The following is a 12,101-nucleotide window of genomic DNA, read 5'->3' as shown; positions in this document are numbered from 1 at the left end:
AGGCGGGCGCCGGCGACCTGACCCTGGCCGACCTGAACGAGGAAGGCGCCAAGCTGAGCTCGCTCAACACCCGCGGCCAGCTCGCCCAGACCGCCCTGTCGCTCGCCACCCAGCGCGACCAGCAGGTCCTCCAGCTCCTCCGCTGATCGGCTCGGGCAACCGCCCGCACCGCACGGTGGACGAAACGAAGGGGCCCCGGGTCGTCGCGACCCGGGGCCCCTTTCCTTTGGGGCGTCCCGCCCGGCGCGAGCGCTCGGACATTCCAGGGCGGCGGCCCCCGCCGGGGATCCGATGCCCGGTCGGGCGCGCCTTCAGAGCGATGGGCGCGCGTGCTCCGGCGTCGAGACCAGGCGCGCGGCGGCCGCGTTGGCGGCGTGCAACGCGGCCTCGGGACCGTCGCCCAGGGCGAGGTGCGCCGCGAAGGTGCCCACGAACATGTCGCCGGCGCCGTGGGTGCTGACGACGGTGATCGGCAGGGCCGGCAGCGCCACCGGGTCCGCGGCGGCGCCCGCCATCGCCACGCCGTCGCCGCCCGCCGTCACCACGACGAGGCCGAAGCGGGTGGCGAGGATGTCGGCGGCCCTCGCGGCGTCCTCCAGCGACTCCACCGTCCCGCCGCCGAGCATCTCGGCCTCGATCGCGTTGACGACCAGGATGTCGACGTGGTCGGGCAGATCCGTCGTGAAGGGCCGGGCCGGTGCCGCGTTGAGGATCGTGACGAGACCGAGCTGCCGGGCGCGGCGCGCCACCGCGGCGTTGACCGCCTCCGGGATCTCGTTCTGCAGGATCAGCGCCCGCGCCTGCCCGAGGCGGGCGTCCGGGATCTGGTCGGCCCGGATCGCGAGGTTCGCGCCCGAGACGATGACCGCGCCGTAATCGCCGCCGTCGTCGAAGATCGCCACGCTCATGCCCGAGCCGGTCCCGGGCAGGACCGCTACGGCGGCACGGTCCACGCCGGCCCGATCGAGGCCGACGAGCAGCCCACGGCCGAAATCGTCGTCGCCGACCGCGCCGACCATGGCGGTCGCGACGCCCTGCGCTTGCGCCGCCGCGGCCTGGTTGCCGCCCTTGCCGCCGAATTTCGGGGCCCAGCGCCGGCCGGTCACCGTCTCGCCCTTGCGGGGGCGGTCGGGCGCGTCGACCGTGATGTCGTAGTGCAGGCTGCCGACGACGACGATTGCGGGCCGCGTCCCCTGCCCGGTCACGTCCGGGGAGGTCTCGTCGAGCGTGGTCATGCGCGACCCCGGGCGAAACGGTCGACCAGCATGGCGAGCAGGATGATGAGGCCGGTGGCGAGCAGCTGGTAGAAGGCCTGCACGTTCATCAGCGTCAGGCCGTTGCGCATGGTGCCGAGGATGACCGCCCCGAGCAGCGTGCCGAGGATGCTGCCCTTGCCGCCCATCAGCGAGGCGCCGCCGATCGCCGCCGCCGCGATGGCGTCGAGCTCCCACAGGTTGCCGAGAATCGGCTCGGCGGCGCCGAGGCGGCCGACCAGGATCATGGCTGCGAGCGCGGCGAGCAGGCCCGACAGCATGTAGGCGCCGATCTTGGTGAGCGCGATCGGCACGCCGGCGATGTGGGCGGCCTCCTCGTTGCCGCCGACCGCCAGGAGGTACTCGCCGAACGGCGTCTTGCGCAGGATCAGCCCGGCGAGGAGCGCCACGACCAGCACCACGACCACCGCCATCGGGAGTCCGCCGACGTTCCCGTTCACCAGCGCCCGGAAGCTCTGCGGCACGCCGAAGATCGGGTTGCCGTCCGTGGCGATCAGCGCCAGCGCCCGGTAGGTGCTCAGCGTGCCGAGCGTGACGATGAAGGGCTGGAGGCCGCCAAAGCAGATCAGCGCGCCGTTGACCGCGCCGCAGGCCGCGCCGAGGGCCAGCCCGGCCAGCACGGCGAGCACGGGCGGCACGCCGGCGACCATCAGGCTCGCCGACAGCACCGCCGAGAGCGCCGCGACCGGGCCGACCGAGAGGTCGATGCCGCCCGACACGATCACCAGCGTCATGCCGAGCGCCACGCAGGCGTTGATGCTCGATTGCTGCAGGATGTTGAGGAGGTTACGCTCGGTCAGGAAGCCCGGGGCCGCGACCGCGAACACCCCGACGATGAGCACGAGGCCGAGCAGGGTGCCGAAATCGCGCAACGGCACGCGCAGGCGCGTCGTCGCGCCGGGCGCGGGGGCGGCTTTGTCGGTCAGGGTTAGCATGGGCGGGCCTCGACGGCGCGAAATGGAGGATCGAAGGATCAGGCGGCGCGGACGGATTGGGGAACGGCGTGGGCGACGATGGCCTGCTCGCTCAGCGCCTCGCGCGGAAGCTCGGCGGCGATCCGGCCCTGGCGCATGACGAGCACCCGGTCGGAGAGGCGCAGCAGCTCGGGCAGCTCCGAGGAGACGACGATGACCGACTTGCCCTCGGCGGCGAGCCGCTCGATCAGCCCGTAGATCTCCGCCTTGGCGCCGATGTCGATGCCGCGGGTCGGCTCGTCGAAGAGCAGGATCTGGGTGCCGGCGGCGATCCAGCGGGCGATGATGCCCTTCTGCTGGTTGCCGCCGCTGAACAGGCGGATCGGCCGGTCGATCTGCATCGGCCGCAGGTTCACCTCGGCGAGGAGGCGCCCGGCCTCGGCCCGGAGCCTGCGCCCGCGCACGACGCCGCGGGGCGCGAACCGGGGCATCGACGGCAGGGCCACGTTGGCGACCATCGAGCGCTGGGGCACGATGCCGTCGCGCTTGCGCTCCTCGGGCACCAGCCCGATGCCGGCCGCGATCGCCGCGCGGGTGCCGGCTCGCACGAGCGGCCGGCCGTTGACCGTGACGGTGCCGCTGCTGCGCCGATCGGCGCCGGCGATGAGGCGCAAGAGCTCGGTGCGGCCCGAGCCGATCAGCCCGGCGATGCCCAAAACCTCGCCGCGCCGCAGGTCGAAGCTCGCATCGACCACCTTCGTCCCGGCGCTCAGGCCGCGTACCGACAGGACGGTTTCGGGCCGCACCGACGAGCGGTGCTCCGCGACCGCGAACTCGCGGCCGACCATCTGGGCGACGACGGCGCCCTCGGTGGTCCCGGCGAGGTCGAGATCGGCGACGAACCGCCCGTCGCGCATGATCGTCGCGCGGCTGCAGGTCCGGAACACCTCGTCCATCTTGTGCGAGACGTAGATGATCGACACGCCCCGGGCGGCGAGCCCGGCGATGACGGCGGCCAGGCGCTCGAACTCGCTCGGCGTCAGGCTCGAGGTCGGCTCGTCCATCGCGATGATGCGCGCGTTGTCGAGGAGCGCGCGGGCGATCTCGACGATCTGGCGCTGTGCCACCCGGAGGCTGCGGATCGGCGCGTCCGGGCGGATCGCGGAATCGAGCGGCGCCAGGGCCTCGGCGGCGAGCGCTTCCTGCCGGGCGCGGTCGACGAACAGTCCGCCCCGGCGCAAGGCGCGACCCAGGAACATGTTCTGCGCCACGGTCAGCTCGGGGACTTGCTGCAGTTCCTGGTGGATCATCGCGATGCCGGCGCGGCGGGCCGCGAGGGGCGAGCGCAGGGTCAGCTCCTCCCCGTCCACCGCGATGGTCCCCTCGTCGGGCCGGAGCACGCCCGACAGGATCCGCATCAGCGTCGACTTGCCGGCCCCGTTCTCGCCGAGCAGCGCGTGCACCTCGCCGGGCCGGACCCGCAGCGACATCTCGCCGAGCGCGACGACGCCCGGGAAGCGCTTGGTGAGGCCCTGGATGTGGAGGCGCGAGGGGGCGTCGGATGCCATGGCGTGACCGGGGTTGGAGGGGTGGCGGAGGCCGGGGCGGGACTGTTCCGGTGGACGTCGGACGTTCGGAGGGCCTGTTCGACCAAAGCCACGAGGGTTATCCCGACCGCCACCTCGTCCCAGGAGCCTGATCGAGCAGATTGATCTTCTAAAAACTGAAATCTGACTTGAGATATCCTGTCCACTCACCGCATCCTGAGGTGTTAAAGCATTTTCCGACGAAGTGGAAACCGGTTCGTCGCAGAAAATGCGACAAAACAGTGACTTAGAGAGCTTCGCGATTGCAACGCGATCGTGAAGTTCTCTAGTCGATTGAAGATCGACAAACCTCGAAGGAGAGCTCCAGAAACCCGTGCGACCCCTGGAGCCCTCCTTCGAGGCTCCCGATGGTCGCACCTCAGGATGAGGTTGAGGGCGGGATGGACCGTATCGCACGAGGCCTCTGCGTTCGGTCGCACAGGCTCCCGGTCCGTCCGATCGGCCCTGCCAACCTCATCGGTCAGGGGTCCGAGCCCTCGGTTACTTCCCCGACCGGACATCCTCCTCGAGCACCGCCCGCAGGTCGGCGCCCTTGCCCTTGTAGCGCTCGATGTTGTCCTTCGTGATCAGGGCCTGCGGGGTCGCGACGACCCGCGGCACCGGCTCCTTGGCGAGGATGCGCAGGGCCGCCTCCAGGGCGACCTCGCCGGTCAGCACCGGGAAGCTGTCGACGGTGCCGGTCAGCTCGCCGGCGCGGATCGACGCGTGGGCGTCGGTGATGCCGTCGGTGCCGAACACCGCGACCTTGCCGAGGAGGTTCGCGTTCTTCACCGCCTCGACGACGCCGAGCGCCATCGTGTCGTTGTTGCAGTAGAAGCCGACGAGGTCGGGGTGCTGCTGCAGCAGCGTGGTGGCGGCGTCGTAGGAGAGCTGGCGATCCCAGTTGCCCGGCACGCTGGCCACGACCTTGAGCTTGCCGCCCTCCGCCGCGATGGTCGCCTTGAAGCCGGCGGTGCGCTGGGTCGCCGCGAAGACGCCGGCCTGGCCCTCGATCACCGCGAGCTTGCCGCCGTCCGGACGGTTGGCGATGAACCAGCGGGCGACGCGCACGCCGTTGTCGCGCTGCACGTTGCCGACGTAGTGCGGCGCCAGCGGGATCACCGCGTCGTTGACGTTGACGACCGGGATGCCGGCCTGCTTGGCCTCGCCGAGGATCGGCTCGAGGTTGGCGTTGGTCTGCGGCGAGACCAGCAGCACGTTGACGCCTTGCGCGATCATCGTCTCGGCGATCGACAGCTGGCCGACCTGGTCGCCCTCGTTCTGGGCCGCCTGGTAGGCGACCTTCACGCCGAGCGTCTTGCCCAGCGACTGGTAGCCCTCGCCGAGGAGGCGCCAATACTCGTTGGTCAGGGTCTTCGACACCGCCCCGACGCGGGTGCCGGCCGCGGGCTTGGGCATCGGGCCGAGCTTCGTGGCCAGTTGGCTCCAGTCGATCCGGTCCGTCTCGGTATCCGGGTTCAGCGGCTTCAGCTCCTGCGACTGCACGACCGTGGCGGCGAGCAGCATGAACCCGGACAGCAGCAGCGACTTCATGGCGTTCCTCCTCGTGTTCTCGACGGGTGCGACCGGGTACGGGCCCGTTTCAGCGGCCGAGCATCGCCTTGCGGACGAGGTTCTGGCTCGCGACCGCGTCCTGGCGGGCGATCGCCGCGCTCAGCTCGTTGTCGCCCTCGAGTTTGTCGACGACGCCGAGCATCGCCGTCACGGTGGCGATGTTGGCCTCGCACTCGGCCACCGGGTCGAGGCCGGTCAGGTCCGGGAAGGTGTCGAAGTAGATCGGCCCGTGGAAGCCGTCCTTGCGGACCTGCCGCAGGAGCTCGATCGTCTGGACCGGGTGGACCGCACCGACCATCAGCCCGTCGTCGCGCTTGGCGTAGCCGTCGTTGAGGTGCAGGCCGAGGATGCGGCTGTGCCGGCCGATCAGCGCCGCCACGAAGGCCGGCTGCTCGTCGGCGTAGAGGACGTGCGCGAAGTCGAGCGTGACGCCGAGATTCGGCAGGTCGATCTCCTTCAGCGCCAACAGGGTCGTCGCGCAGTCGGGCAGCAGGCTGTAGGAGCGCGGCTCGTTCGGCTTGTACTCGATGCTGATCAGGCACTCGGGATCGTGCAGCGCGACCTCGCGGATGCCGTCGATCTCGTCGGCCCAGAGCTTGGCGTAGTCGGCCTGGAAGGCGTAGTCGAAGCCGTCCTGGCCGAGCCACAGGGTCATCAGGTTGCAGCCGGCCTCGCGGCCCGCGTCGATGCCGCGCTTCGTCAGGTCGATCGCCTCGCGCCGCACCGCCGGATCGGGGTTGGTGAAGGCGCCGATCTTGAAGGCCGGGTTCGAGTAGTAGCGCATCGCCAGGCCGTTCACGGTCAGGCCGAGGTCGCGGATCGCGTTGCCGGTCGCCCGCGGGTCGGGCCCGAGGTGATCGGGAAAGTTCAGGTCGACGTCGGTCAGGCCGCGCGCCGTCGCGGCGCGGGCCGCCATCTCCAGCGGGCTCGGCTTGCCGTGGCCCTTGGGCCAGAAGGCGTCGGGCTGCGAGGCGAACGAGTTCAGGCGCGTCGCGAAGCGCACGGGGGCGGATGTCACCGGCGAGTCTCCTGTGTCTGGCCGCAACATCACGGATAGATGTAAATTTGTAAAGTAGCGAAATATCAAATCGCTATCCTGCCTCGCACCTCTCGCCATGGTGCGTCGCAGCAATCGCACTCCGGCAGCGTGGGCCGGTCGATGCTTGACACGTCCCACGCTTCACGCATACCTGTGTTGCAGTAAATAACGCGAACCTGTCACGACCGGTCGCAACGGGGTTGGGGAACGCACCATGGATCGACGCACCACTCTCAAGATGCTCGGTGGCCTGGCGCTCGCCGGGCCGCTCCAGGCGACCCGGTCCTTCGCGGCCGCGCCCAAGACGATGGCGACGGTGGTGAAGGCGGCCAGCGTGCCCTGGTTCAACATCCTCAACCAGGGGCTCGAGGCCGCCGGCAAGCAGTTCAACATCACCACCACGATGGTCGGCCCGGCCCAGGTCGATCCGGCCCAGCAGGTCAAGCTCATCGACGACCTGATCGCCAAGAAGGTCGACGTGATCGGCCTCGTGCCCCTCGACGTGAAGGTGACCGCCCAGGCCGTGAAGCGCGCGCGCGACGCCGGCATCGTCGTCATCACGCAGGAAGGCGAGAACCAGGACGGCAAGACCTGGGACCTCGAGCTGATCAGCGCCAAGAACTACGGCGAGATGCAGATGAAGGCGCTCGCCCGCGAGATGGGCGAGGAGGGCGACTACGTCGTCCTGGTCGGCACGCTGACGACCCCGGGCCACAACTCCTGGGCCGATGCCGCCATCGCCTACCAGAAGGCGCACTACCCCAAGATGCGGATGGTCGCCGACCGCTTCCCCGGCGCCGACCTGATCGACGAATCCTCGCGGGTGACCCAGCAGGTGCTGCAGACCTACCCGGACGTGCGCGGCATCGTCTCGATGGGCTCGAACGGCCCGATCGGCGCCGGCAACGTGATCAAGCAGCGCCGCCTGGAGAAGAAGGTCGCGGTCGTCGGCACGATGATTCCCGCCCAGGCCCAGGCCCTGCTGATGAGCGGCGCGATCCGCGAGGGCTTCCTGTGGAACCCCAAGGATGCCGGCTACGGCATGGTCGCGGTCGCCCGGATGGTCCTCGACGGCACGCCGATCAAGACCGGCATCGAGATCCCGACGCTCGGCCCCGCCACGGTCGACGAGGCGAACCGGGTGATCCAGGTCGACCGCGTGCTCACGATCAACAAGACGACGGTGGGCGACCTGGTGAAGATGGGGCTCTGAGCTGCTTCCAAGCACTGACTGCGCACGATCGCAGTGGGATCTGTGCAGGAAAGTTAAGGCGCGGGTTTTTCCCTCTCCCCGCGGGCGGGGAGAGGGCTTCATCGACCTTGTCGTCGATGAAGCGAGCGTAGGCGAAAGCCGGAGCGAGGGTGAGGGGGTCTCGACGAGTGAGACTCCTCCGGAAACACCCCCTCACCCTCGGCTGACACCTCGCTGCGTTCCCTGAACGGGAACACAGCCCTCTCCCCGCCCGCGGGGAGAGGAGATTGCCAGCGCCTCTTCATCTCCGACCAGCCCCGCAATCACGGACCCCAACCATGATGTTCCTGGAAATGCGGGGCGTGTCGAAGCGCTTCGGCGGGGTCCAGGCCCTGTCGAACCTCGACTTCGACCTTGCGCGCGGCGAGATCCACTGCCTCGTCGGCGGCAACGGCTCGGGCAAGTCCACGATGATCAAGATCATCTCGGGCGTGCAGGATCCCGATCCCGGCGCCCGCATCGTGGTCGAGGGGCGCGAGCACGCCCGGCTCACGCCGGTCGAGAGCAGCGCGCTCGGCGTCCAGGTGATCTACCAGGACCTGTCGCTGTTCCCGAACCTCACGGTCGCCGAGAACATCGCCATCGCGCAGCATCGCGGCCTTGCCGGGCTCGTGAAGCGCAAGACGATGCGGAAGGTCGCCGAGGCGGCGATGCGGCGCATCGGCGTCGCGCTCGACCTCGACGAGCGCGTGTCGCACCTGTCGATCGCCAACCGCCAGCTCGTGGCAATCTGCCGGGCGATCGCCGCGGATGCCAAGCTCGTGATCATGGACGAGCCGACCGCCTCGCTGACCCGCCACGAGGTCGACGCGCTGCTGGCGCTGACCCTGGAGCTGAAGCGCCGCGACATCAGCGTGCTGTTCGTCAGCCACCGCTTCGACGAGGTGCTGGAGATCGCCGAGCGGGTCACGGTGATCCGCGACGGCGTGAAGCTCGGCACCTACGACGCCAAGGACATGACAGAGCAGCGCCTCGCCGTGCTGATGTCCGGCAAGTCCTTCACCTACGAGACCCGGGACCGCGCGGTCCCGCGCGAGCGTCCGGTCCTTTCCGTCGAGGGCCTGTGCAAGGCGGGCGAGTACCGGGATGTCGGCTTCGCGCTCTATCCCGGCGAGATCCTCGGCCTGACCGGCCTCCTCGGCTCCGGCCGGACCGAGCTGGCGCTGTCGCTCTTCGGCATGAACGCGCCGGATGCCGGCAGCATCCGGATCGACGGCGAGCCGGTGACGTTTCGCTCCAACCGCGACGCCATCGCGCGCGGCATCGCCTACGTGCCGGAGGACCGGCTGTCCTTGTCGCTCGTCCTCGAGCAGTCGATCGGCGCCAACGTCACGGTCACGGTGCTCGACACGCTGAAGGACCGCCTCGGCCTCCTGCGGCGGCGCCGCGAGGCCGGCCTGATCCGCGACTGGATCCGCGACCTCGCGATCAAGATCGGCACCCCGGACGATCCGGTGAGGACGCTCTCGGGCGGCAACCAGCAGCGGGTGGTGATCGCCAAGTGGCTCGCCACCAAGCCCCGCGTGCTGATCCTCGACAGCCCGACGGTCGGCGTCGACCTGCACGGCAAGGACGGCATCTACCAGCTCGTGAAGGACCTCGCGGCGCAGGGGCTCGCCGTCATCATGATCTCCGACGAGATCCCCGAGGTCCTCTACCATTGCGACCGGATCCTGGTGATGCGGGAGGGCCGGCTGACCGGCGAGGTCATGGCGCATCACGTCGCCGAGCCCGACTTGAGGAGGATGGTCCATGCGTAACGCAACGCGCGGCGGGCGCGCGCCGCAGGAACTCTGGCTCGGGCTCGTCGTCCTCGGCATGGTCGTGGTGCTGACCGCGCTCAGGCCGAACTTTCTGAGCGTCCAGAACGTCCTGGAGATGCTGAACGCGACGGCGTTCAACGGCATCCTGGTCTCGGGGCTGCTCGTCGTCCTGATCGCCGGCGGCATCGACATCTCGTTCGCGGCGGTCGCCTCGGTGGCGCAATACGCCGCGCTCACCGTCGCCAACGCGAGCGGGGCCGGCTGGGGCGAGATCGTCGCCATCGCCGGCGGGATCGGGCTCGCTCTCGGCCTCGTCAACGGCTTCCTGGTGAGCACGCTCGGCATCGCCAGCATCATCGTCACCATCGCCACGCAGAGCGTGATCTACGGCATCCTGCTCACCGTAACCCGGGGCCAGGACATCTTCACCCTGCCGGCCTGGTTCGGCGACCCGGTCGACCTCTTCGTCACCACCGACGCCAAGGGCAACGTCTACGCGATCAGCCTGCAGATCTGGGCGCTGGTGCTCGCCTTCGCGAGCGCCTGGTTCCTGCTCAACCGGACCCATTTCGGCCGGCAGGTCTTCGCGCTCGGCGGCAACCCGGAGGCGGCCCGACGCGTCGGCTTCGGCACGACCCGCCTCAATCTGCTCGTCTACGGCTATATGGGCCTCGTCGCCGGCCTCGCCTCTCTGGTCCAGGCCCAGTACACCCAGTCGGTGTCGCCCACCGCGCTGGTCGGGCGCGAGCTCGAGGTCGTGGCCGCCGCCGTGCTCGGCGGGGCGAGCCTCGACGGCGGCCACGGCTCGGTCCTCGGCGCGATCCTCGGCCTCGCCCTCGTCGTCATCATGAAGAACGGCCTCGCGCTGCTCGGCGTGTCGTCCTACTGGACGGACTTCTTCACCGGCCTCGTCATCGTCGCCGCCGTCGCCGGCATGGCGGCCCGCGCCCGCCGCCGCTGGCACGATTCCCCGGGGCTCGCCTGATGCCGGACTTCCTCCTGCGGACCGTCGGCCGCACCAACCTGCGCCTGCTGGGCCTCCTGGCCGTCCTGTGCCTCGCCGTCGCGCCGCTCGTCGGCGACCGACTCTTCGCCCCGGCGGGCCTGCGCTCGATGGCCTTCCAGCTGCCAGAGCTCGGCCTCCTGTCGCTCGCCATGATGGTGACGCTGCTCTCCGGCGGCCTCGATCTGTCGATCATCGCGACCGCGAACCTCGCCGCGCTCGCGGCGGCCGCGGTGCTGAAATCCGCCCCCGACGGCGCGGGCGGCGCCCTCCTCGTCGCGTACGAGGCGGGGGCGCTCGTGGCGGGGCTCGCGGCGGCAGCCCTCGTCGGTCTCCTCAACGGCACCCTGATCGGCTACCTGCGCGTCTCGCCGATCCTGGCGACCCTCGGGACCATGACGCTGGTCAAGGGCCTGGCGATCGGGCTCACCCGCGGCAGCGTCGTCTCCGACTTCCCGCCCGCCATCCTGTTCATCGGCAGCGGCTCGGTGCTCGGCGTCCCGACGCCGCTCCTGCTGCTCGGGCTCGTCGCGCTCGCCCTCGGCATCCTGCTCACCCGCACGCCGTTCGGCGTCGTGCTGACCCTGATGGGCTCGAACCAGCAGGCGGTGCGCTTCTCCGGCATCGACACGCGGGCGGCGTTGCTGCGCATCTACGTCCTGACCTCGCTCGTCGCGGCGACCGCCGGGTTCGTCATGATGGCGCGCTTCAACTCCGCCAACGCGGCCTACGGCGAGAGCTACCTCCTCGTCACGATCCTGGCCTGCGTGCTCGGCGGCATCTCGCCGACGGGCGGCTTCGGCCGGGTCGGCGGGCTGGTCCTGGCCCTGGTCGTGCTTCAGCTGATCTCGACGGCCTGCGTCCTCCTCGATCTCAGCCAGTTCCTGACGCTGGCGGTCTGGGGCGGGATCCTGCTCTCGGTCAGCCTGATCGCGGCGGTGCGCGACCAGCTGCGTCCGCTGCTCGCCGGCCTGCGCGCGCCGGTGCTGCGCCCCGCGCCGCCGCAGGCCTGACGCGGCGCGCCTCCGTACCGTTCGAGGGGACGAAGATGCTCAAGGGACTGGACCGGGCCTTGTCGGCCGAGATGCTCGGCATGCTGATGGCGATGGGGCACGGCGACGATCTCCTGATCTGCGACGTCAACCACCCCGCCGCCAGCATCGCCCGCCACACCGTCCACGGCCGCGTCATCGACATGGCCGGCTGCGATCTCCCCCGGGCCGCGGAGGCGATCCTGTCGGTGATGCCGCTCGACACCTTCGTGCCGGCGCCCGTGAAGCGGATGAAGGTGGTCGGCGACCCGGACCGGCTGATGCCCGCCCACGAGCGGATGCAGGAGGTCGCCGACCGCGCCGAGGGCCGCCCGGTCCTCGTCGAGGCCCTGGAGCGGTTCGACTTCTACGCCGCCGCCCGGCAGGCCTTCGCGGTGGTGCGCACCTCCGATCCCGGCCCGTATGGCTGCTTCATCCTGCGCAAGGGGGTCGTCTGAGGGAGCGTTCGACTGGAGCAAACGCTCTCATTCCACTCGCACCCTCGTCCTGAGATGTGGGAGCCTGTTTGATGGAGACAATTCATGTCGCGCAATACTTTTCTTTCCCATGCACAACTTCATTCGAGGTCAGTCCATCCTTGATGGACTAAAACCTCAGGATGAGGTCTAGAGTGGGACAAAGGTTTCGGTTCAAGGCGAGCAGG

Annotated in this window: 10 protein-coding genes and 2 pseudogenes; 6 read left to right on the top strand and 6 right to left on the bottom strand. The window is 70.0% G+C overall.

What is annotated here, in order from left to right; all coding sequences use genetic code 11:
* The first annotated feature begins 17 nt into the window (after positions 1-17).
* A complete protein-coding gene (locus tag V3T34_RS06355) occupies positions 18-146 on the top strand; it encodes a hypothetical protein (protein WP_407942679.1) in 129 nt (42 codons plus the stop codon).
* 165 nt (positions 147-311) lie between these two features.
* Here V3T34_RS06355 and V3T34_RS06350 read toward each other — a convergent pair whose 3' ends face one another.
* The 6 genes and pseudogenes from V3T34_RS06350 to V3T34_RS06330 all read right to left on the bottom strand — a co-directional run bounded on the left by V3T34_RS06350 (position 312) and on the right by V3T34_RS06330 (position 6,352).
* Positions 312-1,235 (bottom strand): PfkB family carbohydrate kinase, encoded by a 924-nt coding sequence (locus tag V3T34_RS06350; protein ID WP_305079308.1) that lies wholly within the window; start codon positions 1,233-1,235, stop codon positions 312-314.
* The gene (locus tag V3T34_RS06345) at positions 1,232-2,209 is read right to left on the bottom strand and encodes an ABC transporter permease (RefSeq protein ID WP_305079309.1); all 978 of its coding nucleotides are present in this window, start codon (positions 2,207-2,209) and stop codon (positions 1,232-1,234) included. Before V3T34_RS06345 ends, V3T34_RS06350 begins: the two co-directional genes overlap by 4 nt.
* Positions 2,210-2,247: 38 nt before the next feature.
* Positions 2,248-2,925: pseudogene (locus V3T34_RS28545) on the bottom strand (ATP-binding cassette domain-containing protein); the annotation flags it as partial.
* Positions 2,926-3,246: 321 nt separating this feature from the next.
* A pseudogene (locus tag V3T34_RS28540) lies at positions 3,247-3,675 on the bottom strand (ATP-binding cassette domain-containing protein); the annotation flags it as partial.
* A 600-nt stretch (positions 3,676-4,275) separates the two neighbouring features.
* Positions 4,276-5,328, bottom strand: coding sequence for a sugar ABC transporter substrate-binding protein (locus V3T34_RS06335; RefSeq protein ID WP_305079311.1), 1,053 nt, complete (start codon positions 5,326-5,328; stop codon positions 4,276-4,278).
* A 49-nt stretch (positions 5,329-5,377) separates the two neighbouring features.
* Positions 5,378-6,352: a sugar phosphate isomerase/epimerase family protein gene (locus V3T34_RS06330; protein ID WP_305079329.1), complete on the bottom strand. Its 975-nt coding sequence runs from the start codon at positions 6,350-6,352 to the stop codon at positions 5,378-5,380.
* Between the two features lie 250 nt (positions 6,353-6,602).
* Here V3T34_RS06330 and V3T34_RS06325 point away from each other — a divergent pair, with 250 nt between their 5' ends.
* From V3T34_RS06325 to V3T34_RS06305, 5 genes are all read left to right on the top strand, one after another.
* A complete protein-coding gene (locus tag V3T34_RS06325; RefSeq protein ID WP_091887658.1) occupies positions 6,603-7,601 on the top strand; it encodes a substrate-binding domain-containing protein in 999 nt (332 codons plus the stop codon).
* Positions 7,602-7,918: 317 nt separating this feature from the next.
* The gene (locus V3T34_RS06320; RefSeq protein ID WP_305079312.1) at positions 7,919-9,400 is read left to right on the top strand and encodes a sugar ABC transporter ATP-binding protein; all 1,482 of its coding nucleotides are present in this window, start codon (positions 7,919-7,921) and stop codon (positions 9,398-9,400) included.
* Entirely contained in the window at positions 9,393-10,388 is a 996-nt protein-coding gene (locus V3T34_RS06315) for an ABC transporter permease (protein ID WP_060850070.1), read from the top strand. The genes V3T34_RS06320 and V3T34_RS06315 overlap by 8 nt, the downstream gene beginning before the upstream one ends.
* Positions 10,388-11,419, top strand: coding sequence for an ABC transporter permease (locus V3T34_RS06310; RefSeq protein WP_305079313.1), 1,032 nt, complete (start codon positions 10,388-10,390; stop codon positions 11,417-11,419). Before V3T34_RS06315 ends, V3T34_RS06310 begins: the two co-directional genes overlap by 1 nt.
* Positions 11,420-11,454: 35 nt before the next feature.
* A complete protein-coding gene (locus V3T34_RS06305) occupies positions 11,455-11,895 on the top strand; it encodes an RbsD/FucU family protein (protein WP_060850068.1) in 441 nt (146 codons plus the stop codon).
* Positions 11,896-12,101 lie beyond the last annotated feature (206 nt).

The sequence above is a fragment of the Methylobacterium ajmalii genome, from assembly GCF_036448855.1.
In the GTDB taxonomy this organism is placed as follows: domain Bacteria; phylum Pseudomonadota; class Alphaproteobacteria; order Rhizobiales; family Beijerinckiaceae; genus Methylobacterium; species Methylobacterium ajmalii.
Note: the sequence above shows the minus strand (reverse complement) of the source record. Positions and strands in the feature narration are given on the sequence as shown.

Bases quoted from the DNA above. Each gene is read 5' to 3' on its own strand.
- V3T34_RS06350 (WP_305079308.1), bottom strand. From the start codon at position 1,235: ATGACCACGCTCGACGAGACCTCCCCGGACGTGACCGGGCAGGGGACG.
- V3T34_RS06345 (WP_305079309.1), bottom strand. From the start codon at position 2,209: ATGCTAACCCTGACCGACAAAGCCGCCCCCGCGCCCGGCGCGACGACG.
- V3T34_RS06335 (WP_305079311.1), bottom strand. From the start codon at position 5,328: ATGAAGTCGCTGCTGCTGTCCGGGTTCATGCTGCTCGCCGCCACGGTC.
- V3T34_RS06325 (WP_091887658.1), top strand. From the start codon at position 6,603: ATGGATCGACGCACCACTCTCAAGATGCTCGGTGGCCTGGCGCTCGCC.
- V3T34_RS06320 (WP_305079312.1), top strand. From the start codon at position 7,919: ATGATGTTCCTGGAAATGCGGGGCGTGTCGAAGCGCTTCGGCGGGGTC.
- V3T34_RS06315 (WP_060850070.1), top strand. From the start codon at position 9,393: ATGCGTAACGCAACGCGCGGCGGGCGCGCGCCGCAGGAACTCTGGCTC.
- V3T34_RS06310 (WP_305079313.1), top strand. From the start codon at position 10,388: ATGCCGGACTTCCTCCTGCGGACCGTCGGCCGCACCAACCTGCGCCTG.
- V3T34_RS06305 (WP_060850068.1), top strand. From the start codon at position 11,455: ATGCTCAAGGGACTGGACCGGGCCTTGTCGGCCGAGATGCTCGGCATG.